This window comes from Achromobacter ruhlandii, assembly GCF_902859695.1.
In the GTDB taxonomy this organism is placed as follows: domain Bacteria; phylum Pseudomonadota; class Gammaproteobacteria; order Burkholderiales; family Burkholderiaceae_B; genus Achromobacter; species Achromobacter ruhlandii.
In genome coordinates this window covers 109,967-135,830 of record NZ_CADIJL010000013.1, presented here as the reverse complement: position 1 = coordinate 135,830, position 25,864 = coordinate 109,967, and the positions used below count along the sequence as shown (strand labels likewise).

Here is a 25,864-nt window from a genome sequence, read left to right as displayed (position 1 = left end):
CGCCGCACGGTCCGCTTTTTTTGGAATGCCGCGATCAGTCGGTGGCCTGCGTATCCGACGGCGCCTGGGCCGGCGTTGCCACCGAGGTATCGACAGACGTGTCGACCGGCGCGTCCACGGACGTATCGGCGGGCGCGGCGGCCTCGGCCTGCGCCGATTGCTTGGCGCCTTCCGCGGCCGGCTTGCCCTTGTTCGCATTGCCCTTGCCGCCACGGCCGCCGCCCGCCTTGGCGTGGCGACGCGAGGCCATGCGCTTGGCGTGCTGCGCCTCGTTGGCGGTGACGGCGCCGGCGGGTTCGCCGTTCAGGTCCACGCGCGCGGCGGACTCGACCATGCAATCCCAGTAGCGGCGGCCGTCACACCAGGTCTTGACGGCCTGCTTGATCTCATCGGGACTGAGCTGCAGGGTCTTGGCGTGCTGCACCAGATCTTCCAGCACCCCCAGCTTGAGCGGCACCTTGGGCGCCGGCTTCTTGGGGAAGGCCTTGGGGAATTGCCGCTGCAGTCGCGAAATGGCGATGAGCACCGGGTCGACCGCCGGCGCCTCGCGTCGTTCGCCGGCCGGCGAACGCGCAGGTTTCTTCCGGGCGGCAGCCGCATCGTCGGACGGACGCGCGGCCGGCTTGCGCGACCCCGCGTCGTTGCCGGCCGGACGGGCGGTTTTCTTTTTGGAAGCCGCCTCTTCGGGAGCCTGCTTCAACAGCAGTTCTCGGATTGCGGCGAGCTGTTCTAGACCCATGGTGTGCTGCGACTTCAAATGTTGAAAGCGTGCAGCATAACAGTTGTGGCGTGTCGGATTGAAGTTGCGGGCGTCCGGCGGCCGTCGTAAGCTCGTCGGCACCATGGGGATGCACACGCCGGTTACGTTTATGCGCACGTCCGCCGCCGCCCGCCGCGCGCTGGGGTGGCTGGCGGCGGGGCTGCTGGTTTTCCAGTCGCTGGTGGCCTCGACGGCGCTTGGCGCGCCCCTGCCGATGGACGCCGCAACAGGGGCTTCCGTCATCCTGTGCACGGCCAGCGGTCCCCGCGTCGTGACGCTGGATGGCGCGGATGCCGCCGCCGACACGGCCCCGGCCGTTCCCCCCGTTCCCCACGGCGTGGGCGGCACCCTGCCGCATTGCTGCGCCGCCAGTTGCGCCATGTTGACCGGCGCCGGTCCGCCTGCGTTCGCGGGGCTGGCCTGGCGCCTGCCGCTGGCGGCCCCAGCCCTGCCGCGCCCCGCGCGGGCCACGCCATGCCCGCATGGCGCGCCGGCCTGGCTACCGCAACAATCGCGCGCGCCGCCGCGCGCGGCCTGATCACTGCGCCCGTCCCGGCGCGCGCCACGTCCGTGGCGCGCGATGCCGGGGACGCGCCCGCCCCAGATCCCGAGTCTTCCGACTTCGCGTGCGCGCGACCTCGCGCACGCGCCATCCTTTTCCGCGCGGCCTGGCGCCGCCGAACCCTTGGAGTCCGATCATGTTCAAACCCGTATTCATCGCCGCCACGCTGGCGCTCGCCCCGCAATGGGCCTGGGCCCATGCCCACCTGCAACGCGCCACGCCGGCCGACAAGGCCGAGGTAGCCGCGCCGTCCTCGGTGACGGCCAGCTTCTCCGAAGGGCTGGAGCCCGCGTTTTCCTCGTTGACAGTGCTGGACGCGGCCGGCAAGCAGGCGGTGCAGGCCAAGGCGGCGCCCGCGCCCGGCGATGACAAGACGCTGGTGCTGCCCGTCGCCAACCCCTTGCCGGCGGGCGCCTATACCGTGAAATGGCAGGCCCTGTCCAAGGACGGCCACAAGACCAATGGGGCCTGGACGTTCACGGTCAAGCCCTGAGATGGACACGTTGTGGGTCGTGTTTGCGCTGTGCCGCGCCGTGAGCGCCGGCGCGGCGGCCGTGCTGTTCGGCGCCAGCGCCATGCTGGCCGTGGGCGGCTCGCCGCGCCTGGGCGTGGCGGCGGAAGCGGCGCTGCGGCCGGCCCTGCTGCGCGTCGGCGCGGCGGGGCTGGTGGCGACGCTGTGCCTGCTGCCGTTGCAGGCCGCCACTATCGCCGGCGACTGGCGCGCGATACTGGACGGCGACTTGCTGGACACGGTGACCCAGCAGACCCGCTACGGCCAGGCCTGGACGGTGCGCGCGTTGTGCGCGGCCGCCGTGCTGGGCGTGGCGCTGGGGCTGCGGCCGGGCCGGCCGTCGTGGCTGGCCGGCCCGGCGGCGGTGGCGCTGGCGCCGCTGGCTTTCACGGGCCACGCGGCGATGCACGAAGGCGGCTGGGGCATGGCGCACGCGCTCAATGACTATCTGCACGTGCTGGCGGCCGCGTTCTGGCTCGGATCGCTGCCGGTGTTCCTGGCATGGCTGGCGGCCTGGCGCCAGCCGGGGGACCGTGCCGAGGCCACCGGCGCGCTGTTGCGGTTTTCCGCCTGCGGGCATGTCGCCGTCATGGTCCTGCTGCTGAGCGGCGTGGCCAATGCGGCGCTGATTCTGGGGCCGACGCTGCCGCATCCGGGGTGGGCCTATGTGGGGGTGTTGCTGCTCAAGGTCGCGCTGGCCCTGGCGATGACGGGCCTGGCGCTGGTCAACCGCTATCGTTGGATCCCGCGCATCCGGCGCGATCCGGTCCAGGCGCTGCATGCCATCCGGCGCAATACCTGCCGGGAACTGGCGCTGGGCGCCGCGGTGCTGATCATCGTGGGGGGATTGGGGTTGATGTCGCCATCGTAGCCGGCGGCGCGCTTGCCCGGCATGACGGCGGCACGAGGTGCCGTCATGCGGGCCGTCCTCCCGCCAGCACCAGCAGCAACGCCAGCGCCAGCAGCAGGCCGAAGGCGGCCAGCGCGAACGGCAACAAGCGCGCGTAGACCTGGCGTTCCTGGCCGTGGCCATGCGCCAGGCCGGCGGCGATGGACATGCGCACCGGCGAGAAAAATCCCATCGACGTGCCGGATACGTGCAGCAGCGCCGCGGCCGCGGGCAGGCTCAGGCCGGCGTGCTGCGCCAGTGACAGCTGCGACGGCATGAACAGGCTGTTGGGCGCGTTACCGCTGTTGGCCAGGATGCCGAAGGCGCCGGCCATCAGGGGCGTGATCAACAAGGTCCAATCATTCAGGGCGCGGAACAGGCCATCGGCGTAGGCCTGCGAAATGCCGGCGCCGGCCAGCACCTCGGCCATCATCGCGAACAGGAAGACGGACAGTACCGCATGCTTGCCGGTGCGCCAGGCGTGGCGCGCATTGCCGGCCAGCAGGCCGGGCTGGCGGCGCAGCGCCGCCATCAGCAGCGCGCCGCCGATCAGCCAGCTGCCGGCATGCAGGAAGGGCGCCCAGGCGGGCAGGTCGGGATAGGGGCTGAAACGCGCCAGGCCGGCCAGGCCCTGGTTCAGCGCCGGCACCAGGCGCGTGGCGACCAGGCAGGCGATCAGCACGATGTAGGGCAGTGCGCCGCTGGCCGCGGTCCGCAACTGCGCGCGACCGGGACGCCGGTCCAGCACGAAGCGCAGCACGATCAGCGGGCCATAGGCCGCCAGCAACGCGGTTTCCGGGCCCAGCAGCGCCGTCGCGGCGCTCAGCAGGACCAGGCTGGCCAGCATCCACGCTGCCTCGCGCCCGCGTTCGGCCGTCGTTGCCGGCAGGCCCGCGCGCCGCGCCGTCATCCAGAACAGCGCCATCCATGCCGCCATCATCAGGGCCACGGGCACCATGCCGTACAGGGCCAGTTGCGTCGGCGGCACGCGCGCGTAGGCCGATGCCAGCAGCGTGCCGCTGCCCATCGCGCCCCAGGGGATCAGGGTCTGGCTCAGCAGCGCGAAGACCATCAGTTCGCGCGGCTTGAAACCGAGCGGGCGGATCAGCAGCACGGTGCCGAGCATGCCGACGCCGAAGCCGGTGGCCGATTCGGCGAACGGACCCACCAGGAAACAGGCGAAGAACAGCAGGCGGCGCCGCGCCAGGGGATCGAGCGGCGCTCCGGCCGCGTCCGCGCCCGCCGTGGCGGCCGCGGACGGGGCGCCTCGCGCCGCCATCTGCCAGAACAGCAGTCCGCCCAGGATGTAGGGCGTGATGACGCCGCCGATCCAGAGGCCGCGCGTCAGGGCCCCGCCCAGCGCGCCGGCGCCGAAAGCAGCGGGGGCCGTGAACAGCGCCACCGGAATGGCCGCCAATAGCCCCAGCACCGCCGCCAGGGTGGTATTGAGCCGGCCGCTGGCGATGGCGCCAATGACCACCAGCGCCGGCACGGACCAGAGCAGATACATCATGGCGCGACACCCGCCCGCGGACAGGCGCGGCGGGCGCGGCGCGGGCCGGATGCGCGGGCGCGCACGGCTCAGCAGGCCGCCGCGAAGGCGCGCAGGATGCCCAGCGCGTGGGGCGTGGGGCCCAACGCCGCGCGCAGCGCCGCCACGTCGTGGCCTTCGGCCGCCAGGAAATCCTGGCGGCGCGCCAGGCAGGCGTCCATCAGCCCCGGGGTGAACTCGGGATGGAACTGCACCGACAGCGCGTGCGGGCCGTAGCGCAGGATCTGGTGCGGATCGTGGGCGGTGCCGGCGAGCACGGTGGCGCCGGCCGGCGGTCGCAGTACGCTCTGCTCGTGCGTCAGGTGGGCGGCGAAATGATCGGGCAGGCCCGCCAGCAGCGGGTCGGCCTCGGCGGCGGGCAGGCGGGCGACGGCATGCAGGCCGATTTCGCGGCCGCGCGGATGGTAGTCGACCGTGCCGCCGAAGGCATGGGCCATCAGTTGGTGGCCATAGCAGATGCCGAGCAACGGCAACTGCGCGTCCATCGCCTCGCGCAGCCACTGCGCGGTGCGTTCGCTCCAGGGGTGCCGGTCGGTGACCATGGCCCAGGAGCCGGTCAGCACGGCGCCGCGCAGCGAGGCCGGATCGGGCAGGGCCTCCTCGGCGGCCGGGTGGACCACCGTCAGGGGCGAGTCGATGCCCGCCAGGGCGGCCGTGACCCAATCGGCCTGTTCGCCATGGGTGGCGCGCAGGTCTTCGGGCGGTCGGCCCATTTGCAGGATGGCTAGCGGTCGGTGAGGCATGGGGGATGGCGTAATCGGCGGGTCCCGGATCGGTCCCGCGCAATGATGAGGCCGCCGCGCGCATTCATCAATAGCCCTGTCCGGCTATCTGCTATGAGCGGGATTGATATCGGCCCGGCGCCGACGCCTTTGCACGAGCCTGGCCTGCCGCGACACCCGCCGGTTCACAGCGTGACGGGCTCGCGCGCGCGGGCGGCGTCCCGCGCCTTGGCGACCGCGCGGTGCGCCGGCCGCGCCAGGCCCAGGTGCTGGCGCAGCGTCGAACCGTCGTATTCCGTGCGGAACAGGCCGCGGCGGCGCAGTTCCGGCAGCGCCAGCTCGATGAAGTCATCCAGCCCGCCGGGCAGCCACGGCGACATGATGTTGAAGCCGTCGGCGCCGTCCTCCTCGAACCACTGCTGCAACTGGTCGGCCACGCTTTGCGGCGTGCCGACCACCTGCTGGTGGCCGCGGGCCCCGGCGATGCGCAGGTACAGCTGGCGGATCGTCAGGTTGTCGCGGCGCGCCAGATCGATCAGCAATTGCTGGCGGCTCTTGCCGCCGTTGGTTTCTGGAATGTGGGGCAGCGGTCCGTCGACCGGGTAGCCCGACAGGTCGAAGCCGCCGATCATATTGGACAGCAACTGCACGCCGACCACCGGATGGATCAGGTCCTGCAGGCGCGCGAACTTGTCCTCGGCCTCGGCCTGGGTGCGGCCGATCACGGGAAAGATGCCGGGCATGATCTTGATGTCGTCGGGATCGCGGCCGTACGCCACGGCGCGGCCCTTGATGTCGCGGTAGAACGCCTGGGCTTCGTCGAAGGTCTGGTGGGCCACGAAGATGACCTCGGCGGTGCGCGCCGCCAGGTCGCGGCCGGCGGGCGAGGCGCCGGCCTGCACCACCACCGGCCGGCCCTGCGGCGAGCGCGACACGTTCAATGGCCCGCGCACCGAAAAATGCTCGCCGCGGTGGCGCAGCGGATGCAGCTTGGCGGGGTCGAAGTACTGGCCGCTGGCCTTGTCGCGCAGGAAGGCGTCGTCCTCCCAACTGTCCCACAACCCCAGCACCACGTCGTGGAATTCGGCGGCGCGGGCGTAGCGGCGGGCGTGTTCCACGTGTTCGTCCAGGTTGAAGTTCTGTGCCTCGCCCTGGCCGCTGGAGGTCACCAGGTTCCAGCCCGAGCGGCCGCCGCTGATGTGGTCGAGCGAGGCGAACTTGCGCGCCACGTGGTAGGGCTCGTTGTAGGTGGTGGAGACGGTGGCGATCAGGCCGATCTTCTCGGTCACGGCGGCCAGCGCCGACAGCAGCGTCAGCGGCTCGAAATGGTCGCTGCGCGCGGTGCGCGACAGCGACGGCAGGTCGGTGTTGCGCACGCCGACCGAGTCGGCCAGGAAGATCGCATCGAACTTGGCGGCCTCGGCGCGCCGCGCCAGTTCGACGTAGTGGCGGAAGTTGACCGGCGCGTCGGCCTGGGCCTCGGGATGGCGCCAGGCGGCGATGTGGTGGCCGGTCTGCATCAGGAAGGCGCCGAGTTTGATCTGGCGCGAGGGGCGGGTCATGGAATTCACTCCAGAAGGAATGGCGGCCTCGCTCGGGCGGCGGCCGTCGGCAAGTGAGGAAACAGGCGGTCAGGGCGTGGCAAGTGGCGTGGCCGTCGCTGGCATCACCACGCCATCCGCAGCGAGGCCAGCGACGGCAGCGCCGGCACGCCGCCGGCCGCCTCCGCGCCCAGCGGCGGGCTGTCGTCGGCGGGCGCGCCGTCCGGCTCCAGGAAGTCGGACAGCACGTCGTCGCGCAGGCGGATGAAGCGTGGATCGCTGCGGTTGCGGGCATGCGCCAGCGGCACGTCGACGATGCGGCGGATGCGCCCCGGGCGCGGCTGCATGATCACCACCCGGTCGCCCAGGTAGACCGCTTCCTCGACATCGTGCGTCACCAGGATCATGGTGATGCGCTCCTTCTGCCAGATGCGCTGCAACTCGGTCTGCAGCCGCGCCCGGGTCAGCGCGTCGAGCGCCCCGAAGGGTTCGTCCAGCAGCAGCACGCGCGGCCGGTTGACCAGGCCGCGCGCGATCGCCACGCGCTGCGCCATGCCGCCCGAGATCTGGTGGGGATACGATTGCTCGAAGCCTTCCAGCCCCACCAGGGCGATGTGCTCGGCCACCCGGTCGCGCTTTTCGTTGTTGGAAATCGCCGCGTTGCGCAGGCCCACGGCGATGTTCTGCGCCACCGTCAGCCACGGGAACAGGCGGTGGTCCTGGAACACGATGCCGCGTTCCGGCCCGGTGCCGCGCACCGGCTCGCCGCCCAGCGTGATGGCGCCTTCAAAGCTGTCGTCCAACCCCAGGATCAGGCGCAGCAGGGTGGACTTGCCGCAGCCGCTGGCGCCGACGATGGAAACGAACTGGCCGGCGGGGATGTCCAGGTCCACGCCCGTGAGCACCTGCAGCACGCCGCCCTCGGCCTGGGCGCTGGGATAACGCTTGCCGACCGCCTGCAGCGACAGGTCCAGCGAAGTAGGTTGAGTCATGCCTGAGTTTTCCTGCGGTTATTGGTCCTGCCCGCGCAGGCGCGCGAGCCGCCGTTCGGCCACGCGGGCCAGGGCATTCATGAGCCAGCCGATCACCCCGACCACGAACATGCCGAAGATCACCAGGTCCATCTGGAAATGTTCGCTGCCCTCGATCAGCAGGTTGCCGATGCCGACGCCCGCCACCAGCAGGTATTCGGCGCCGATGGTGGCCAGCCAGGAATAGATCAGCGCCAGGTAGACGCCGGTGAAGATCGCCGGCGCGGCGGCCGGCAGCACCACCAGGGCGAAGGTCTGCCAGCGGCTGTAGCCGTAGACCCGCGCCACCTCCAGCAGCTTGGGCGGCGCGTTGCGCACGCCATCGCAGGTGTTGACCACCACCGGCACCAGCGCCGCCAGCGACAGGAACACCACCTTGGCGGTGTCGCCCAGCCCGAACCACACCGAGATCAGCGGAATCCAGGCGAACAGCGAGATCTGCTTGAAGGTGTTGAAGCTGGGCCCCACCAGCCGGTTGAACACGGGCGACAGGCCCAGCAGCACCCCCAGCAGCAGGCCGGACAGCGTGCCGATGGCGAACCCGGTCAGCTCGCGGCCCAGGCTGGCGCCCAGCGCGCGCCACAGCTTGCCGCCGACGATCTGGTCGGCGGCGGTGGCCAGCACCTTGCCGGGGGACACCAGCAGGGCCGAGTTCACCAGGTCGGCGCGGGCAAGCAGCCACCACAGCGCGATGGCGGCCACCGGCAGCACCAGGCCGCGCCAGCGGCCGCCGCCGCGCACGGCCAGCGGTTGCGCCAGCGCCAGCTCGGCCGCGTCGCGCGAGGAAGGCGTGGGCGCGTTCATGGCCGCACCTGCACGTTGGCGGCGCGGCGGCGGCCGTGGATCAGGCGCGTCTCGGTCCAGTCGAGCAGCCGGTCGATGGCGTAGCCGATGGCGCCCACCACGATCACCGCGGCCATCACCAGGTCCAGCTGGAACAGTTGGCGGCCATAGACGATCAGGTAGCCCAGGCCCTCGCTGGACGCCACCAGCTCGACCACCACCAGCGACAGCCAGGCCTTGGTGAAGCCCAGGCGCAGGCCGGTGAAGAGCGTCGGCAGGGCCAGCGGCACCACCACCTCCAGCACCTCCTGGCGCCGGCTGTAGCCATAGACCCGCGCCACTTCGCGCAGCGCCGGGCTGGCCTGGCGAAAGCCCTGCAAGGTGTTGAGCGTGACCGGCACCAGCGCCGCCTTGGCGATCAGGATGTACTTGAGCGGTTCGCCGATGCCGACGATCAGCAGCACGAACGGCAGCCAGGCCAGCACGGGAATCTGCACCAGCGCGTTGAAGGTTGGCAGCACGTAGGCCTCGAGCCGGCGAGACAGGCCCATCGCCGTGCCCAGCAGCAGCCCCAGCAGGCTGCCCAGCGCGAAGCCGACCAGCACCCGCTGCAGACTGGCGCGGGTGTTCAGCCACAGGTCGCCGCTGGTGGCCAGGTCGCGCAGGGTGTCCCAGACAAAGGCGGGCGGCGGCAGCACCTGCGGCGAGATCCAGCCCTGGCTGGCGCCGGTTTGCCACAGCGTCAGCAAGGCCAGCGGCAGCAGCCAGGGCGCGGCGGTCCAGGCCGCCTGGCGAGCCCAGGCCGGCGCCGGGGCCAGGCGCGGCAGGGCGTGATGGGAAAGAGAGGCCATGGCGCGGTCCCGTCAGCGCGCGGCCTGCGCCGGGCCCGATACCGGCTTGCCGGCGGCGTCGAACGCGGTCCAGTAGCGCTCCAGCCCCTGGGCCTTGAGCGCATTCTGCAGGTAGCGCGGATCGAACCAGCCGTCCAGCGAGACCTCGCGGCGGATCAGCTTGAGCTTGGCGGCGTCGGCCACCACCGCCTTGTAGCGGGCGATGATGAAGTCGTCGATCAGCGGCGAGTTGCGCGAGGCCAGGTCCTGCTTGTCGAACTCGGCCTGCCACGAGGCGTAGGGCACGCCGCTCTTTTCCCAGATCTTGAAGAGCGCGTCGCGGTTCTTCTCGTCGGACGACCACTGCGCGGCGCGCACGAACACGTCCACCACCTTCTGCACCTGGGCGGGATTCTCGCGCTCGAAGTCCTCGCGCACCAGCAGAGAGGCCTGGCGGGTGTAGGCGGGGTCCTGGCCCTGGGTGCTGTAGATGACCTTGGCCAGGCCCTGGTCGCGCACCTTGAACCATTCGTAGCCGCCGAAGGCCGCGTCCACGCCGTTGGACACCAGCGCCGCCTGGGCGCTGCCGGCATCCAGATTGACGCCCTTGATGTCGCGCTCGGCCAGGCCATGCGCGGCCAGCACGTTGATCGCCACCAGGTGGCCGTTGGTGCCCCGGAAGATCGACACCTTGCGGTCCTTCAGGTCCTCGATGGACTTGAGCGGGGAATTCGGCGGCGCCACCAGGTACAGGTTGTTGCGCGCGCCGCTGACCAGCAGCAGCTTGGTCTTCAGGCCGTTGGCGCGGCCCACCACCTGCGGCAGGTCGCCCTGGTAGGCGAAGTCGATCTGCTTGTTCGACAGCGCCTCGTTGACGGCCGGGCCGGCGCCCTTGAAGAACAGCCACTCGACCTTGACGCCGTCCGCGGCGAAGGCCTGTTCCAGCCACTGATTGACGCGCACTACGCCGCCCGGCGAGCCGCCCCAGGTGATCGGGTCGCCGCCGCCGGCCGTGGCCACGCCGACGCGGATCACGTCGGCGGCCCGGGCGCTGCCGCCCCACGCCGCCAGGGCCACCAGGCCCAGCGCGGCAACGCGTTTACTCAGGATCATCAATGACTTCATGGAAAGACTCATTCAGAAAAGGATCGGGCAACCGGCCGGCATCACGCCGCCCGGCGGTCAGGCAAACAGCGGCGGGCGGGATCAGGCGGCCGCGCGCGCGGGCGCGGCGGCGGCGAGCTTGCGCTCGATGGCGGTGCCCTGGAAGAAGGCCGGATTGGCCTCGGTATAGAAGCGGTAGGGGTTGCCGAACACCAGCGCCTTGAAGTCCTGCGCGCTGATCACGCCCTGTTCGACCAGGTCCCAGCTTTCGGCCAGCGGCGCGGTGAGGTCGGGCACGTCCCAATGGCCGATGTCCGAGGACCAGATGGCGTTGATCTTCACGCCGAGCGGGTTGACCTTGTCGTTGAAGGCCGCCGCCACGGTGCGGTCGTCGGATTCCGAGCCGAAGTAGAAGCTGTCGACCCAGCGCTTGCGGATGTCCTCGACCGACTCGATGCCGGCGGCGGCGAAGTCGTCCAGTTCGTCCGGATGCGGGTCGCGGCTGTGCGGCAGGGCCGAGATGCCCAGGCTGTCGCGCAGCAACTGCTGCGGGTCGATGTCGCGGCCCCGGATGAAATCGGCGCCGTAGCGCTGGAACAGTTCGTGCAGCAGCGCCACGTCGGCGTTGGCCGGGTTGTAATTCTGCACCGCCGCGCGGTTGCGCTTTTCCCAGCGGTCCACCAGGTGGGTGTAGACGTGCGAACCCCAGTCGGCGCCGCCTTCCAGCAGCGCCACGCGCAGGTTCGGAAAGCGCCGCGTGACGCCGCCGAAGAACAGCGCCTTGGCGAAGGCCTGCGAGCCATCGGCGAAGTGGCCGATGTGGTTGAACATGTAGTTGCTGATGGAATGGCGGCCGGTCCAGCCCTGGCTGCCGTAGTGCGTGGTGACTGGCACGCCCAGCTCGACCACCTTGGCCCAGAACGGGTCGTAGTCGTACTCGCTGTCGATGCCGTAGAAGTCGATGTAGCTGGCGTGTTTCGAGATCTCGGGATAGTCGGCGGCGGGATACTTGCGCGCGATCGCCTTGATCGGCCGCTTCACGCCGCCGGCGATGTTGATGACCTTCAGCCCCAGGGTCTTGACCGCGAACTCAAGCTCCTCGATGCCTTCCTGCGGCGTGTTCAGCGGAATGCCGGCCACCGGCGTCAGGCGGTCGCTGTACTTGCGGTACTGGTCGGCATGGAAGTGGTTGATGGCGCGGTGCAGCGGCTGGCGGAACTCGTCGCCCGCGGCCAGCGGCGCCAGCACGTCATTGGGGAACAGCACGGAGTAGTCCGCGCCTTGCTCGGCCAGGCGCTCGTTGAGCAGCTCGGGCAGGGTGTAGGTGGCCAGGTCCAGCGTGTTGCGCGTGACCCGCGCCCACCAGGGCGAGCGCAGGGTACGGTTGTCCTGGCGCTCGGCCGGCGTCTGCTGGTACCAGTCCTTGCCGCCGCTCTTGGTGGCGAAGCGCGAGCCCAGCGCCTTGCGCAGCGCATCCACCAGCTTGCCGCCGCCGTAGTGCTGGACATAGTCCTCCAGGACCGGCGCGTAATCGTTGACGTGCACGTCGGTGTCGATCACCGGGAAATCCAGGGTCGCCTTGACGGCGGCGGACCGTGACGCGTGGCTCGGGTGCAAAGGCTGGTTCATGCTGGCGCTCTCCGTGGGTCATGTCGCGAGGCGCAGGGGAAGTCCCTGCTTGCCTGGCAAACATTACGGGAGCGCCGCGCGGCGCCCAACGAAGGATTGGTTGTTTAGTTGTGCGTCATGACCAAATAACCGGCGCGCGCTCGACGCGCCGGCTTATAGCCATATAGCGCCAGGTTGGTTCGCCTGGCCGCCGGGGCGCGCTATCTTTTTCGTTTCGGCGAAAACAGGGTTCTTGTCATGCCAGCGCAACGTCAACTCAAGCTGGGCGCGTTCATGCGCCCCGTCAGCATCCACACCGGCGCCTGGCGCTACCCCGGCGCCCAGCGCGACGCCAATTTCAACTTCGAGCACCTCAAGCGCTACGCCCAGGCGCTGGAACGGGCGCGCTTCGACGCGTTCTTCATGGCGGACCACCTGGCGCTGCTGAACATGCCGATCGAGGCGCTCAAGCGCAGCCATACCGCCACTTCGTTCGAGCCGTTCACGCTGCTGTCCGCGCTGAGCCAGGTCACCGAGCGGCTGGGGCTGGTGGCGACCGCGTCGACCACCTTCGATGAACCGTTCCACGTGGCGCGGCGCTTCGCCTCGCTCGATCACCTGAGCCAGGGGCGCGCCGGCTGGAACATCGTGACCACCTCCAATCCCGACGCCGCGCTCAATTTTGGCCGCACAGAACAGCCCGACCATGCCCGGCGCTATGCCCGCGCCCGCGAGTTCTACGACGTGGTCACGGGCCTGTGGGACAGTTGGGCCGACGACGCCTTCATCCGCGACGCCGACAGCGGCATCTATTTCGACCCGGCGCGCCTGCGCACGCTGGATCACCACGGCGAACACCTGTCGGTGCGCGGACCGCTGCACATCGCGCGGCCGGTGCAGGGCTGGCCGGTGATCGTGCAGGCCGGCGCCTCCGAGCCCGGCCGGCAGCTGGCGGCGGAGACCGCCGAGGTGGTATTCGCCGCCTCTGCCACGCTGGAGGACGGGCGACGCTTCTATGCCGACGTCAAGGGCCGCATGGACGCGCTGGGGCGCGACCGCGACCATCTCAAGATCCTGCCCGGCGTGCTGGTGGTGGTGGGCGAGACCGATGACCAGGCGCGGGCCATCCGGGCGCGCCTGGACAGCCTGGTGCACTACGAAAGCGCGATCGCCTCGCTGTCGGTCGCGCTGGGATGCGACGCCTCGCGCTTCGATCCGGACGCGCCGTTGCCGCCGTTGCCCGAGACCAACGCCAGCAAGAGCAGCCAGGAACGCGTGCTGCGCCTGGCCGAGCGCGAATCGCTCACGGTGCGCCAGCTGGCGCAGCGCCTGGGCGGCTATGGCGGGTTGGCGATGGTCGGCACCGCCGCGCGCATCGCCGACCAGATGCAGGAATGGCTGGAGACCGAGGCATCCGACGGCTTTAACGTCATGTTCCCGTGGCTGCCCGGCGGCCTGGACGCTTTCGTCGGCCAGGTCGTGCCGGAACTGCAACGGCGCGGCATCTTCCGGCGCGAGTACGAGGGCCGCACCCTGCGCGAGAACCTGGGGCTGCCGCGTCCGGCCAACCGCCATTTCACGCCGTGACGGGCGCCGCGATCAGTGCGTCGGCGCGGGGCGGGCCTCGCCCCGGCGCCGCTCCATATAGGTCTTGACCACCAGTGTCAGCAGCGCCATGCAGGCCAGCAGCGCCGCCGCCGTGAAGGCGGCCACGGTCTTGTAGTCGTCGTTGAGCTGTTCGATCAGCAGCGGCAGCGTCAGCGTCTTGCCCCGGATGGCGCCCGCCACGACCGACACCGCGCCGAACTCGCCGACCGCGCGCGCATTGGTGATGACCGCGCCGTACAGCAGGCCCCACTTGATGTTGGGTAGCGTCACGCGGCGGAAGATCTGCCAGCCGCTGGCGCCTAGCGTCAGCGCGGCCAGTTCCTCTTCCTGGCCTTGCGCCTGCATCAGCGGAATCAGCAGGCGCGCGACGAACGGCGAGGTCACGAACACCGTCACCATCAGGATGCCGGGCCAGGCGAACATCAGCTGCACGCCGTGGCCGCTGAGCCAGCGGCCGAAGATGCCTTCCAGGCCGTACACCACCAGGTAGCACAGCCCGGCCACCACCGGCGAGGTGGCATAGGGGATGTCGACCAGCGCCACCAGCAGGCGGCGGCCACGAAAGTCGTAGCGCGTCACGCACCAGGCCAGCAGCACGCCGAACACCAGGTTGACGGGCACGCTGACCACCGCGGCCAGCAAGGTCAGGCCGATGGCCGCTCGCATGTCGTTGGCGCCCAGGTTCTGCAGCAGGGCGTCGAAGCCGCCGGCGATCACCCGGGCGAAGATCAGCGCCAGCGGCAAGGCCAGCAACAGCAGGGCGGCGAGCAGGCCGGCGCCGATCAACAGGCGGCGCGGCCAGGGGGAGGGGCGCGTCATGGCTCAGATCCCCGGCACGCGCTGCCACGGCAGCAGGCGGCCCTGCAGCGCCTGCAGGGCGAACAGCAGCAGTAGCGAGGCCGCCAGCACCACGGTGGCGATGGCGGCGGCGGCGGGGTAGTTGTATTCGGCCAGGCGGCTGAAGATCATCAACGACGTCACCTCGGTCTTGTAGGGAATGTTGCCAGCGATCATGACCACCGCGCCGAACTCGCCCAGGCTGCGGATGAAGGCCTGCGAGCCGCCGGTGAACAGGGCCGGCACCAGCGCCGGCAGCAGGATGCGCCAGGCGGTCTGGCCCGGGCTGGCGCCGAGCGTGCGGGCGGCTTCCTCGTATTCGGCCCCGATGTCGGCCAGCACCGGCTGCACCGAGCGCACCACGAACGGCAGGCTGGTGAAGATCATGGCGATCACCAGGCCCGGGAATGCATACGAAATCTTGATGCCCAGCGGCGCGAACCATTGGCCGACCCAGCCGCCCGGCGCCAGCAGCACAGACAGGGTCAGCCCGGCCACGGCCGTGGGCAGCGCGAACGGCAGGTCGATGGCGGCGTCCAGCAGGGCCCGCCCGGGGAAGCGGTAGCGCACCAGGATCCAGGCCAGCAACAGGCCGATGACCAGCACCACGGCGGTCGAATAGAACGCCGCCAGCAGCGTGACGCGGTAGCTGGCGAGCACGCGCGGGTCGGTGACGGCCTGCCAGTACTGGCCCCAGCTCATCTGGCTGCTGTAGAGCGGCAGGGCCGACAGCGGCAACAGGATCACGAGCGTGATGAACAGGCTGCTGACGCCGAAACTGAGACCGAAGCCGGGCAGGACGGGATGCTGCCGGAAGAACGTGGACATGCGGACCTGAACGTAAAAACGCCAGCCACCCTCGCGGGCGGCCGGCTGACGAGACGGAAGGCGGGGATCGACGCGGCGTGTCAGCGGCCGGCGCCCAGCAGTTGGTCGAGCACGCCGTTGGCGGCGAAGTGGGTCTTGGTGATCTGGTCCCACGAGCCCAGCACGTCCTGCGGATTGATCAGCCGGATCGACGGAAAGCGGCTGGCCGCGGCCTTGACCGCCTCCGGGTCATGCACCCGGTAGTTGAAGTCGGTCAGCAGCTTCTGGATGGCGGGCGAGTACTGGAACTGCAGATAGGCCTCGGCGACCTTGCGCGTGCCTTTCTCGTCGGCGACCTTGTCGACCACCGCCACCGGGAACTCGGCCAGCACGCTGACCGGCGGCACCACCACCTCGAAGCCCTGCGCCTTGAACTCGTCGCCCTTGGCGATGTTGTTGACCTCGGATTCGAAGGTCAGCAGCGCGTCGCCCTGGTTGTTCTGGGCGAACGCCACGGTCGCGCCGCGGCCGCCCGTGGGAAAGCTCTCCACGTTCTTGAGCAGCTTGCCGACGAAGGCGCGGGTCTGCGCGTCATCGCCCTTGAACTTCTCGTTGGCGTAGAGCCAGGCGCCCAGGTACGAGTAGCGCGCGTTGCCCGAGGTCTTGGGATTCGGGAACACCAGCTTGACGTCGTCGCGCACCAGGTCGTCCCAGGTCTTGATGTTCTTGGGATTGCCCTTGCGCACCAGGAAGGCGATGGTGCTGTAGTAGGGCGAGCTGTTGTTGGCGAACTTCTTCTGCCAGTCGGCGGCCAGCAGCTTGTTCTGCGCCAGGATGTCGACGTCGGGCACCTGGTTGAAGGTGACCACGTCGGCCTTCAGGCCCTGGATGATCGACTGCGCCTGGCGCGAGGTGCCGGCGAACGACTGTTCGATCGTGACGTCCTGCCCGGTCCTGGCCTTCCAGTCGGCCTGGAATTTCGGATTGATGGCGGCGAACAGTTCGCGCGCGATGTCATAGGACGTATTGAGCAGGGCCTGGGGCGCTTGCTGGGCTTGCGCGGCGCTGGCGGCCAGGGCCGTCAGCGTCAGGGCCGAGGCGAGCAGTCGTTTGAGCAAAGGGCTTCTCCGGATGAAAGGCGCTACGCGGGAAACCCGCGGCCGGGGCGGAAGGCCCCGATACCGCATGATGCTTATGCCGCCCGGTATTTGGAAATATTCAATTACCGTTAACTCATAGCCGGGCGTTGTAACCGGCCCGCCGCACCCGCGTTTTCCGGCATGTGGCGGTTTCTCGGACCGGAGGCGCTCACGATGCGTCCCGGGACGGGTAGGCTGCGCGGCAAGGACATGGCCACGGTCTTTCGGGGGCCGATGACCGCGCTCAAGCCGGGCCGCAGTGTCGGCGGCCAGATGGCCGAAGTCATGCGGATCCATGGCGCCATCAACGGCCAGCCCGCCTGCGCCAGCCGGCCTGATCCGATGCGCGGGCTTGATGCGGATCAAGCCCGCGCATCGGCCGCGGCCGATGGCACGTCTCCGAGCGTCCTACAAGGAGCCGCGCATCTTTTGGGCCGGATCCTGCGTGCTACCATCGGCGCCTTCGAGGGGATGTGAATGCACACGGGCGCCAATACCGGGAGACGATGGACCGCGCTAGTCGCGGCGTTCCTGTTCGTGTTCCAGGCGCTGATCGCCTCCGCCGCCTTGCCCGGTCCCGGCGCCGCGCCGGGCGCCACCACCATCATCTGCACGGCCAGCGGTCCGCGCGTGGTCACGTTGGACGCCGAGGGCGGCGTCGCGCAGGACGCGCAACAACACAGTGGCGCCTTGCCGCATTGCTGCTTCGCCGGCTGCGCCATGCTCGGCGCCGCCGCGCTACCCGGACCGTTGCCGCTGGCCTGGCGCCTGCCCCCGACGCGACAGGCGCTGCCGGCGCCCACTGTCGACATCCACTTCTCCAGCGCGCAGGCGCGATTGCCACGGCAGTCGCGCGCGCCGCCCGTCCTGGCCTGAACCCCACCCGTTCCCGTTGTTGCTGGCGCGCCTTGCTTGCGGCCCGCGCGGTCGCGCGCGTCCAGCCCGTTCAGATCCAGAGACTCTCATGCACAAGAACAAGGACATCCTGCGGGCGACCTGCCTGGTCACCGCCCTGGCCGCGTCGTTTCCCGCCTGGTCGCAGGCCGCCGGCGCCGACGCCATCACCATCACCGATCCGGTGGTGATCACGGGCGTCGCCCCGAGCGCGCCGCTGACCTTCACCACCGACCCGAAGATCCCGCGCCAGCCCCTGCCGGCCAGCGACGGCACCGACTACCTCAAGACCATTCCCGGTTTTTCGGCCATCCGCAACGGCGGCACCAACGGCGATCCGGTATTGCGCGGCATGTTCGGCTCGCGCCTGAACATCCTGACCAACGGCACCTCGATGCCCGGCGCCTGCCCGGCGCGCATGGACGCGCCCAGCTCGTACATCTCGCCCGAGAACTTCGACAAGCTGACCGTCATCAAGGGCCCGCAGACGGTGCTGTGGGGGCCGGGCGCCTCGGCCGGCACCATCCGCTTCGACCGCGACACGCCGCGTTTCACCGAGCCTGGCGTGCGCTTCGACGGCAGCCTCGTGGGCGGATCAAACGGCCGCAACGACCAGGCCGCCGACCTGACCGTGGGCAACGACAAGGTCTACACCCGCATCACCGCCAACCATTCGCACGCCCAGGACTACAAGGACGGCGACGGCAACAAGGTGCCGTCGCGCTGGGATAAGTGGAACGCCGACCTGGCGCTGGGTTTCACGCCCGACGCCGACACCCTGTACGAGCTGACCGCCGGCACCGGCGATGGCAACGCGCGCTACGCCGGGCGCGGCATGGACGGCTCGCAGTTCAAGCGCGAAAGCTTCGGCCTGCGCTTCGAGAAGCGCAACCTGGGCGGCGTGCTGGACAAGCTGGAGGCGCAGCTCTACTACAACTACGCCGATCACGTGATGGACAACTACACGCTGCGCACGCCGGACCCGCACGGCATGATGCCGATGGCGATGGCCTCGGACGTGGATCGCGCGACCTGGGGCGGCCGCATCGCCGGCACCTGGAACCTGGCGCCGGACCTGAGCCTGGTGACCGGCCTGGATTTCCAGCAGAGCCGGCACCGCTCGCGCAGCGGCACGGACACGGTCTCGTACCGCTCGCAGAGCTGGGTCAAGGACGCGAGCTTCGCCAACACCGGCCTGTTCGGCGAACTGACCTGGCACGCCACGCAGGACAGTCGGGTCATCGGCGGCGCGCGGGTGGACTGGGCCTCGGCCAAGGACTTCCGGCTCAGCAGCGGGTCCATGATGATGGCCAGGCCCAACCCCACGGCCGGCGAACGCCGCAATGAGACGCTGCCCAGCGGGTTCCTGCGCTACGAGCGGGACCTGGCGGACCTGCCGGCCACGGTGTACGTCGGCCTGGGCCACGCGGAACGCTTCCCGGACTACTGGGAGCTGTTCTCGCCGAAAAAGGGGCCCGACGGGTCGGTCAACGCGTTCCGCGGCGTCAAGCCCGAGAAGACGACGCAGATCGATTTCGGCGCGCAGTACAAGACCGAGACCGTGGATGCCTGGGTGTCCGGCTACGCCGGCTATGTCGACGACTTCATCCTGTTCGACTACGCCAAGAGCCGCATGGGGGGCATGGGGGGCATGGGGGGCATGGGTGGCATGCATGGGGGCCATGGCATGCACGGCGGCTCGACGCAGGCCGCCAACATCGACGCCCGCATCGCCGGCGGCGAACTGGGGCTGTCCTACCAGGCGGCGCCGCGCTGGAAGCTGGGCGCGACGCTGGCGTATGCCTGGGGCCAGAATCGCAGCGACGGCCGCGCCTTGCCGCAGATGCCGCCATTGGAAGCCAAGCTCAGCGCGGCCTACGACGACGGCACGTGGTCTGCCGGCGCGCTGTGGCGGCTGGTGGCGGCGCAGCGCCGCTACGCGTTGAACCAGGGCAACGTGGTGGGCAAGGACTTCGGCCCCAGCGCCGGCTTCGGCGTGTTCTCGCTGAACGGCGGCTACGCGGTCAGCAAGCAGGTCAAGCTGTCGCTGGGCGTGGACAACCTGTTCAACAAGACCTACGCCGAGCACCTGAACCTGGCGGGCGACGCCGGCTTCGGCTTTGCCGCCAACACGGCCTTCAATGAACCCGGCCGCACCCTCTGGGCGCGCCTGAGCTTCAAGTACTGAGCGCCGTCCGGATCCGCTTGAGGTCCCGTTCCAGCTCGATGCGCATCGCTTTCAGCAACGCCCGCGCGTTTTCCGAAAGCGGTGTGCCGGGCCGGAACACCAGCAGGCAGGTGAAACCGATGTCCAGTTCCAGCGGCTTGATGGCCAGCCCGCGCGCCAGGTAGTCCAGCGCCATGACCGGATGCACCATGCCGATGCCCACCCCGTGCAGGGCGAACTCGCAGACGGAATTGGAGTAGGGCGTCTCCAGCACCGGCCGCAGCGCCAGGCCCTGGTCGTGCAGCGCGGCTTCCAGCCGTCGACGGCTGGCGTCCTCGGGGTTGAGCGCGATGAAGGGGTGTTCGGTCAGGTCGCGCAGCGTGATGCGCGGCCGCGCCGCCAGCGGATGGCGGCTGTGCATGGCGATCACGCCCGGCAGCCGCAGGAATTCCGAGTGCTCCAGGCCGGCCACCGACAGCTCGTCGGCCATCAGGCCGAAATCGAGCTGGCCGGCCGCGACCTGCCGCAGCACCTCGCGCGAACTCATGATCTGGAACGACATCTGGATGCGGCGGTCCTGCAGGCCGAAGGCGGCAATGGCGCGCGGCATGAAACCGGTGCCCAGCGCCGGCAGCGAGCCGACCGCCAGGCGCCCGACGCCGAACGATTTCAGGCTGCGGATGCGGTGCTCGATCAGCTCGAAGCCGGCGAAGCAGCGGTCCACTTCCTCCATCAGCGCGCCGGCCTCCTGGGTCGGCACCAGCCGGCCGCGCACGCGCTCGAACAGGCGCAGTTCCGACGAGGTTTCCAGCTTGCGGATGGCCTGGCTCACCGCCGGCTGCGAAATGCCCAGCAGGGTGGCGGCCTTGCTGGTGGTGCCGGCCTGCATCACGGCCCGGAAGACCTGGATCTCGCGCATGTCCATCTATAAGTCCCGCTTATTGACTAAGTTTTTTCGATTGTTGAGGCAATGGTGGGAAAGACAGACACTGGCGCTGTTCCCGATCACTCCTAAGCCCAGCAAATAGAGTAGATGAAAGCTATCAATCAGACTAATAGAGATTTCGCCAGTCTCTCGCCCGCCGTCCAGCGGGCCTCCACCGTGGTGTTCGATTCGCTCGACGCCTTCGTCAACCGCAAGCACCGCCAGCCCGACGGCTTCAGCTACGGCGTCACCGGCACGCCCACGGCGCGCCTGCTGGAAGACCGCATCGCCGCGCTGGAAGGCGGCCGCCATTGCGTCATCACGCCGTCCGGCGCGGCGGCGCTGATGACGGTGGTGATGGGCTTCGTGCGCGGCGGCGACCACCTGCTGCTGTCGGCCGCCTGCTATGGCGCGCTCAAGACCTTCGGCGAGAAATGGCTGGCGCACATGGGCGTGGACGTGGAGCTGTACGACCCGTCCATCGGCGCCGGCATCGAGGCCTTGATCCGCCCGGCCACCCGCATGATCTGCATGGAGGCGCCCGGCACCGTCACCATGGAAATGGTCGACGTGCCCGCCATCGCCGCCGCCGCGCGCCGCCATGGCGTGCTGACCATGATGGACAACACCTGGGCCAGCCCGCTCGGCTTCCAGCCGCTGGCGCACGGTGTCGACTTCAGCGTCGAGGCCGCCACCAAGTTCTTCGGCGGCCACTCCGACGTGCTGATGGGCAGCATCAGCATGAACGACGCCGGCCACTACGCCGTGCTGCGCGAGACCCAGAGCATCCTGGGCCAGCAGGTCAGCCCGGACGATTGCTTCCTGGTGCTGCGCGGCCTGGAGACGCTGGCGCTGCGGCTGCGCGCGCAGAGCGACGCGACGCTGCGCGTGGCCAAGTGGCTGCAAAGCCAGCCGCAGGTCGAGCGCCTGCTGTACCCGCCGCTGCCGTCGGACCCGGGCCACGCCCTGTGGCGGCGCGACTTCCACACCAACGGCTGCCTGTTCTCGATGGTGCTGGCGCCGGCGCCCGAGGCGGCCTTCAACGGCTTCTTCGATTCGCTGCGCCATTTCGCCATCGGCGCCAGCTGGGGCGGGGTGCACAGCCTGGCGGCCTATTACCCGGCCGACTTGCAGGCGGGCCGCGCCTACCCGGCGACCGACCGGCCGATCGTGCGGCTATCGATCGGGCTGGAGGATGTGGACACGCTCAAGGACGACCTGCGCGGCGCGCTGGCGGCGTACCAGGCGCGACGCTGAGCGCGCGGCCGGGCGCGAGGCGGGCGCCCGACCCGCCCGGACGGCGCTTTGCGCCGAATCCAGTTCAACACACCGGCCGGCCGCGCATGGCCGACCGGCACGAAGCGCCCCGAGGCGCTCACCACATAGCAAGGGGAATTGCCATGTTCAGCTTCAAGCAGACTTACCGTTGTCTCGCCCTGGCCATCGCGGCCTGCGTGCCGACCGTCGTGCCGGCCCAGGCCGCCGCCCAGTCCGCGGCGCAACCCGAGGCACAAACCGCGACACAAGCCACGACACAAACCGCGACACAAACCGCGACACAAGCGCCCGCCGCCGGCGCCTCGCCGGTGGCGGCGGCCGTCACCCAGGCCAACAGCCCCACCGTCGACCAGATCCGCGCCCGCGGCTACGTCATCTGCGGTTCCGGCCATGGCACCACCGGCTTCTCGGCGCCCGACAAGGACGGCAACTGGAAGGGCCTGGACGTCGACACCTGCCGCGCCATCGCCATCGCGGTGCTGGGCGACGCCAGCAAGACGCGCTTCGTGCCGCTGACCGGCCAGCAGCGCCTGACGGCCCTGCAGACCGGCCAGATCGACGTGCTGCCGCGCACCACCTCGTGGACCCTGCGGCGCGATGCCAACGGCATCAACTTCACCTACCCGAATTACTACGAGTACGACGCCTTCATGGTGCGCAAGGACCTGGGCATCACCCAGACCAAGGACATGAACGGCGCCACCATCTGCGTGCAGACCGGCTCGACCAACGAGGTCACGGTGGCCGACCTGTCGCGCAAGTTCAAGCTGGGCCTGAAGACCGTGCTGTTCGACAACGTCGCGGCCTCGCGCCAGGCGTTCTTCTCGGGCCGCTGCGACGGCCTCATCACCGACGCCTCGGCGCTGGCGGCGGTGCGCGCGACCCAGGCGCAGAACCCGGACGACTACGTGATCTTCCCGGCCAGCGGCCACAGCGAGGCGCTGACGCCGTCGGTGCGCCATGGCGACGACCGCTGGTTCGACATCGTCAAATGGGTCATCCAGGTGCCGATCGCCGCCGAGGACATGGGCATCACCCAGGCCAACGTCGACGACATGCTCAAGTCCGACGATCCGCGCATCGCCCGCTTCCTGGGCACGGAGCCGGGCAACGGCAAGGCGCTGGGCCTGGACGAGCGCTGGGCCTACAACATCGTCAAGCAGCTGGGCAACTACGGCGAGATCTTCGAGCGCAACGTCGGCAAGAACAGCCCGATGAAGCTCGAGCGCGGCATGAACCGCCTGTATCGCGACGGTGGCCTGATGTACCCGTACGTCTTCAACTGAGCGGCGGGCGGGGCTCATCATGTTCAAGCGACTCTGGTTCGACGGCCGCGCCCGGTCCGTCCTGGCGCAACTGCTGATCGCCGGCGCCTTCGTCGGCGCGGTGGGCTGGCTGGCCTGGAACGCCCACGCCAACCTGACCCAGCGCGGCATCGCCATGGGTTTTGACTACCTCGGCGAGGCGGCCCGTTTTCCCATCGCCGAAAGCCTGCTGGCCTACCAGCCCACCGATAGCTACGGCCGCGCCTTCCTGGTGGGGCTGGCCAACACGCTGTACATCTCGGCGCTGGTGATCGCGGCCTCGACGCTGCTGGGCTTCGGCCTGGCGCTGGCGCGCCGCAGCCGCCATCCGCTGGTGACGGGCGTGGCCACGGTCTACCTGGAAGCCGTGCGCAACACGCCGCTGGTGGTGCAACTGCTGTTCTGGTACAGCCTGGTGACGATCAACCTGCCGCCGGCGCGGCAGGCGCTGCAGCCGCTGCCAGGCGTGTTCCTGTCGGTGCGCGGGCTGTTCTTTCCCAGCCTGTCGTTGCAGGGCGATACGCAGCCGCTGTGGTGGGCGCTGGGCGCGGCGGCGCTGCTGCTGTGGGGCGCGTGGCGCCTGGCGCGCCGGTCGGTGGCGCCGCGCATGCCGTGGCGCAGCCTGGGCCTGGTCGCGGCGCTGGCATTGGTGGCCGCCGTGGCGCAGTGGGGCGGCGCCTCGCTGCACGCCGACGTGCCGGCGCTGCGCGGCCTGAATTTTGCCGGCGGCAGCGCCTTCACGCCGGAATTCACCGCCTTGCTGGTGGGACTGACGATCTACTCGGCCGCGTTCTCCGGCGAGATCATTCGCGGCGGCATCGACGCGGTGCCCGCCGGCCAGTGGGAAGCGGCCCATTCGCTGGGCCTGAAGCCCGGCGCCGCGTTGCGCTGGATCGTGGTGCCGCAGGCGCTGCGCGTGATCATCCCGCCGATGACCAGCCAGTACCTGTCCATCATCAAGAACACCACGCTGGCGCTGGCGGTGGGCTACCCGGACCTGTCCTTCGTCATCACCACCACCATCAACCAGACCGGCCAGGCCATCGAGGGCGTGGCGGTGCTGATGGCGGTGTACCTGAGCATCAGCCTGAGCGTGTCGCTCTTCATGAATCTGTACAACCGCCGCATCCTGAGGACGCAACGCGCATGAGCCTGTCCCATCCTTCCTCTCTGCCGCGGGTTCTGCCGCCGCCGGCGGACCGCCGCGACAGCGCCTGGCACCGCCTGTTCGGCAGCGCCGTCAGCGCGCTCGCCACCGTGGCCACGCTGGCGCTGGTGCTGGCCGCGGCCGGCAAGCTGCTGAACTGGGCGGTGCTGGATGCCGTCTGGCCGGGCGCCACGGGCGCTGTCTGCCGCCAGGCCGGCGGCGCCTGCTGGGCCTTCCTGGGCGAGAAGATGCGCCAGATCCTGTTCGGCATCTATCCGCCCGGCGAGCAATGGCGGCCCACCGTGGTCTGCCTGTTCATCCTGGCGATGACGGTGTTCTCGCTCAGCCCGCGCCAATGGCGCGCCCGCACGGCGGTCATCTGGATCGCGGGGCTGCTGGCGGGCCTGGCGCTGATGCAGGGCGGCATGTTCGGCCTGGCGCGGGTGCCGACCTCGTCGTGGGGCGGCCTGCCGATCACGCTGCTGCTGGCGGTATGCGCGCTGGGCGCCGGACTGCCGCTGGGCGTGCTGCTGGCGCTGGGACGCCGCGGCAGCCTGCCGACGGCGCGCTTCATCAGCATCGGCGTGATCGAGCTGATCCGAGGCTTGCCGCTGGTCAGCCTGCTGTTCATGGCCTCGATCGTGCTGCCCATCATGCTGCCGGCCGGCATGACCATCGACAGCCTGCTGCGCGCCGGCATCGCGCTGACGGTGTTCTCGGCCGCGTATCTGGCCGAGGTGATCCGCGGCGGCCTGCAGGCGATCCCGCCCGGGCAGGCCGAGGCCTCGCGCGCGCTGGGGCTGTCATGGTGGCAGATGACGCGTCTGGTGGTGCTGCCGCAGGCGCTGCGCAAGGTGATCGCGCCGCTCACCAATACCGCCATCGTGATGATCAAGAACACCAGCCTGGTGCTGATCGTGGGCCTGTTCGACCTGCTCAGCTCAGGGCGCGCGGCGCTGACCGACCCGGCCTGGCCCACGCCCTACGTCGAGACCTATCTCTTCATCGCATCGATCTATTTCTGCATCTGCTTCGGCCTGTCGCGCTATTCGATGTGGCTGGAGCATCGCTATAAAAAAGGGGAACTCCGATGACCACGCCTTCCGCCGCTACGCCGCCCGCCATCGCCATCGCCGGCATGCACAAGTGGTATGGCGAATTCCATGTGCTGCAGGACATCAACCTGCAGGTCCGGGCCGGCGAGCGCCTGGTGATCTGCGGGCCGTCCGGTTCCGGCAAATCCACCATGATCCGCTGCATCAACCGGCTCGAACGCCACCAGCAGGGCTCCATCGTGGTCAACGGGGTTGAGCTGAGCGACGACCTGCGCGCCGTGGACGGCGTGCGCACCGACGCCGGCATGGTGTTCCAGCACTTCAACCTGTTCCCGCACCTGACCGTACTGGAGAACTGCATCCTGGCGCCGACGCAGGTGCGGCGCATGCCGCGCGCGCAGGCGGTGGATGTGGCCATGCGCTACCTGGAGCGGGTGCGCATTCCCGACCAGGCCGGCAAGTACCCGGGCCAGTTGTCGGGCGGGCAGCAGCAGCGCGTGGCCATCGCCCGCTCGCTTTGCATGCAGCCGCGCATCATGCTGTTCGACGAGCCGACCTCGGCGCTCGATCCGGAGATGGTCAAGGAAGTGCTGGACACCATGACCTCGCTGGCCGAGGACGGCATGACCATGCTGTGCGTGACCCACGAGATGGGCTTTGCCCGCAACGTCGCCGACCGGGTGGTGTTCATGGACGGCGGCCGCATCATCGAGATTGGCGAGCCGGGCGATTTCTTCGACAACCCCCGGCATGAACGCACGCGCGCCTTCCTGGAGCGCATCCTGCATTGAGGCGGGCAGGGCGGCGGAC

25 protein-coding genes are annotated in these 25,864 nt (G+C 69.8%); 12 read left to right on the top strand and 13 right to left on the bottom strand.

Going from position 1 to position 25,864, the window contains the following annotated elements; translation table 11 throughout:
* Positions 1 to 34 precede the first annotated feature (34 nt).
* The gene (locus HV742_RS17565) at positions 35 to 739 is read right to left on the bottom strand and encodes a ProQ/FinO family protein (protein ID WP_068952026.1); all 705 of its coding nucleotides are present in this window, start codon (positions 737 to 739) and stop codon (positions 35 to 37) included.
* A 130-nt stretch (positions 740 to 869) separates the two neighbouring features.
* On the opposite strand from HV742_RS17565, the gene HV742_RS17560 reads away from it, so the two are divergent.
* The 3 genes from HV742_RS17560 to copD all read left to right on the top strand — a co-directional run bounded on the left by HV742_RS17560 (position 870) and on the right by copD (position 2,704).
* The gene (locus HV742_RS17560) at positions 870 to 1,298 is read left to right on the top strand and encodes a hypothetical protein (protein WP_063580875.1); all 429 of its coding nucleotides are present in this window, start codon (positions 870 to 872) and stop codon (positions 1,296 to 1,298) included.
* A 160-nt stretch (positions 1,299 to 1,458) separates the two neighbouring features.
* Positions 1,459 to 1,815, top strand: a complete 357-nt coding sequence (gene copC / locus HV742_RS17555; RefSeq protein ID WP_049073851.1) for a copper homeostasis periplasmic binding protein CopC — start codon at positions 1,459 to 1,461, stop codon at positions 1,813 to 1,815.
* A gap of 1 nt (position 1,816) precedes the next feature.
* The gene (copD, locus tag HV742_RS17550; RefSeq protein ID WP_068952028.1) at positions 1,817 to 2,704 is read left to right on the top strand and encodes a copper homeostasis membrane protein CopD; all 888 of its coding nucleotides are present in this window, start codon (positions 1,817 to 1,819) and stop codon (positions 2,702 to 2,704) included.
* A gap of 43 nt (positions 2,705 to 2,747) precedes the next feature.
* Here copD and HV742_RS17545 read toward each other — a convergent pair whose 3' ends face one another.
* The 8 genes from HV742_RS17545 to HV742_RS17510 form a co-directional block, all read right to left on the bottom strand.
* Entirely contained in the window at positions 2,748 to 4,235 is a 1,488-nt protein-coding gene (locus HV742_RS17545) for a hypothetical protein (RefSeq protein WP_175145999.1), read from the bottom strand.
* 68 nt (positions 4,236 to 4,303) lie between these two features.
* Complete coding sequence (locus HV742_RS17540) at positions 4,304 to 5,017, bottom strand: glutamine amidotransferase (protein WP_175145998.1); 714 nt, start codon at positions 5,015 to 5,017, stop codon at positions 4,304 to 4,306.
* A 164-nt stretch (positions 5,018 to 5,181) separates the two neighbouring features.
* The gene (locus HV742_RS17535) at positions 5,182 to 6,558 is read right to left on the bottom strand and encodes an LLM class flavin-dependent oxidoreductase (RefSeq protein WP_175145997.1); all 1,377 of its coding nucleotides are present in this window, start codon (positions 6,556 to 6,558) and stop codon (positions 5,182 to 5,184) included.
* A gap of 104 nt (positions 6,559 to 6,662) precedes the next feature.
* Positions 6,663 to 7,529, bottom strand: a complete 867-nt coding sequence (locus HV742_RS17530; protein ID WP_063583901.1) for an ABC transporter ATP-binding protein — start codon at positions 7,527 to 7,529, stop codon at positions 6,663 to 6,665.
* Positions 7,530 to 7,547: 18 nt separating this feature from the next.
* On the bottom strand, positions 7,548 to 8,372 hold the full coding sequence (locus HV742_RS17525; protein WP_169536149.1) for an ABC transporter permease: 825 nt from the start codon (positions 8,370 to 8,372) through the stop codon (positions 7,548 to 7,550).
* Positions 8,369 to 9,202 (bottom strand): ABC transporter permease, encoded by an 834-nt coding sequence (locus tag HV742_RS17520; RefSeq protein ID WP_254601156.1) that lies wholly within the window; start codon positions 9,200 to 9,202, stop codon positions 8,369 to 8,371. The genes HV742_RS17525 and HV742_RS17520 overlap by 4 nt, the downstream gene beginning before the upstream one ends.
* Positions 9,203 to 9,214: 12 nt before the next feature.
* Positions 9,215 to 10,306 (bottom strand): ABC transporter substrate-binding protein, encoded by a 1,092-nt coding sequence (locus HV742_RS17515; protein WP_169536147.1) that lies wholly within the window; start codon positions 10,304 to 10,306, stop codon positions 9,215 to 9,217.
* Positions 10,307 to 10,387: 81 nt separating this feature from the next.
* A complete protein-coding gene (locus HV742_RS17510; RefSeq protein WP_175145996.1) occupies positions 10,388 to 11,914 on the bottom strand; it encodes an amidohydrolase family protein in 1,527 nt (508 codons plus the stop codon).
* Positions 11,915 to 12,151: 237 nt separating this feature from the next.
* Here HV742_RS17510 and HV742_RS17505 point away from each other — a divergent pair, with 237 nt between their 5' ends.
* A complete protein-coding gene (locus HV742_RS17505) occupies positions 12,152 to 13,480 on the top strand; it encodes an LLM class flavin-dependent oxidoreductase (protein WP_175145995.1) in 1,329 nt (442 codons plus the stop codon).
* A 12-nt stretch (positions 13,481 to 13,492) separates the two neighbouring features.
* On the opposite strand, the gene cysW is transcribed toward HV742_RS17505, so the two are convergent.
* The 3 genes from cysW to cysP all read right to left on the bottom strand — a co-directional run bounded on the left by cysW (position 13,493) and on the right by cysP (position 16,263).
* Positions 13,493 to 14,320 carry a sulfate ABC transporter permease subunit CysW gene (gene cysW / locus HV742_RS17500; protein WP_175145994.1) on the bottom strand — a complete coding sequence of 276 codons (828 nt, stop codon included), beginning with the start codon at positions 14,318 to 14,320 and terminating at the stop codon, positions 13,493 to 13,495.
* Positions 14,321 to 14,323: 3 nt separating this feature from the next.
* The gene (cysT, locus tag HV742_RS17495; RefSeq protein ID WP_059270443.1) at positions 14,324 to 15,166 is read right to left on the bottom strand and encodes a sulfate ABC transporter permease subunit CysT; all 843 of its coding nucleotides are present in this window, start codon (positions 15,164 to 15,166) and stop codon (positions 14,324 to 14,326) included.
* Between the two features lie 80 nt (positions 15,167 to 15,246).
* Positions 15,247 to 16,263: a thiosulfate ABC transporter substrate-binding protein CysP gene (gene cysP, locus HV742_RS17490; RefSeq protein WP_054474425.1), complete on the bottom strand. Its 1,017-nt coding sequence runs from the start codon at positions 16,261 to 16,263 to the stop codon at positions 15,247 to 15,249.
* 231 nt (positions 16,264 to 16,494) lie between these two features.
* Between cysP and HV742_RS17485 the strand changes: the two genes are divergently transcribed.
* From HV742_RS17485 to HV742_RS17475, 3 genes are all read left to right on the top strand, one after another.
* Positions 16,495 to 16,761, top strand: a complete 267-nt coding sequence (locus HV742_RS17485; RefSeq protein ID WP_175145993.1) for a hypothetical protein — start codon at positions 16,495 to 16,497, stop codon at positions 16,759 to 16,761.
* Complete coding sequence (locus tag HV742_RS17480) at positions 16,762 to 17,160, top strand: DUF2946 family protein (RefSeq protein ID WP_175145992.1); 399 nt, start codon at positions 16,762 to 16,764, stop codon at positions 17,158 to 17,160.
* 88 nt (positions 17,161 to 17,248) lie between these two features.
* Positions 17,249 to 19,366, top strand: coding sequence for a TonB-dependent copper receptor (locus HV742_RS17475; RefSeq protein ID WP_175145991.1), 2,118 nt, complete (start codon positions 17,249 to 17,251; stop codon positions 19,364 to 19,366).
* Here the strand turns inward: HV742_RS17475 and HV742_RS17470 are convergent.
* The gene (locus tag HV742_RS17470) at positions 19,356 to 20,270 is read right to left on the bottom strand and encodes a LysR substrate-binding domain-containing protein (protein ID WP_175145990.1); all 915 of its coding nucleotides are present in this window, start codon (positions 20,268 to 20,270) and stop codon (positions 19,356 to 19,358) included. The two genes, HV742_RS17475 and HV742_RS17470, sit on opposite strands and share 11 nt — an antisense overlap.
* 108 nt (positions 20,271 to 20,378) lie before the next feature.
* Here HV742_RS17470 and metC point away from each other — a divergent pair, with 108 nt between their 5' ends.
* The 5 genes from metC to HV742_RS17445 all read left to right on the top strand — a co-directional run bounded on the left by metC (position 20,379) and on the right by HV742_RS17445 (position 25,845).
* On the top strand, positions 20,379 to 21,527 hold the full coding sequence (metC, locus tag HV742_RS17465; protein WP_175145989.1) for a cystathionine beta-lyase: 1,149 nt from the start codon (positions 20,379 to 20,381) through the stop codon (positions 21,525 to 21,527).
* Between the two features lie 143 nt (positions 21,528 to 21,670).
* A complete protein-coding gene (locus HV742_RS17460; protein ID WP_175145988.1) occupies positions 21,671 to 22,834 on the top strand; it encodes an amino acid ABC transporter substrate-binding protein in 1,164 nt (387 codons plus the stop codon).
* Between the two features lie 19 nt (positions 22,835 to 22,853).
* The gene (locus tag HV742_RS17455) at positions 22,854 to 24,002 is read left to right on the top strand and encodes an amino acid ABC transporter permease (protein ID WP_063580863.1); all 1,149 of its coding nucleotides are present in this window, start codon (positions 22,854 to 22,856) and stop codon (positions 24,000 to 24,002) included.
* Complete coding sequence (locus tag HV742_RS17450) at positions 23,999 to 25,093, top strand: amino acid ABC transporter permease (RefSeq protein ID WP_049073828.1); 1,095 nt, start codon at positions 23,999 to 24,001, stop codon at positions 25,091 to 25,093. The genes HV742_RS17455 and HV742_RS17450 overlap by 4 nt, the downstream gene beginning before the upstream one ends.
* Positions 25,090 to 25,845 carry an amino acid ABC transporter ATP-binding protein gene (locus HV742_RS17445; RefSeq protein WP_175145987.1) on the top strand — a complete coding sequence of 252 codons (756 nt, stop codon included), beginning with the start codon at positions 25,090 to 25,092 and terminating at the stop codon, positions 25,843 to 25,845. Before HV742_RS17450 ends, HV742_RS17445 begins: the two co-directional genes overlap by 4 nt.
* The last annotated feature ends 19 nt before the right edge of the window (positions 25,846 to 25,864 follow it).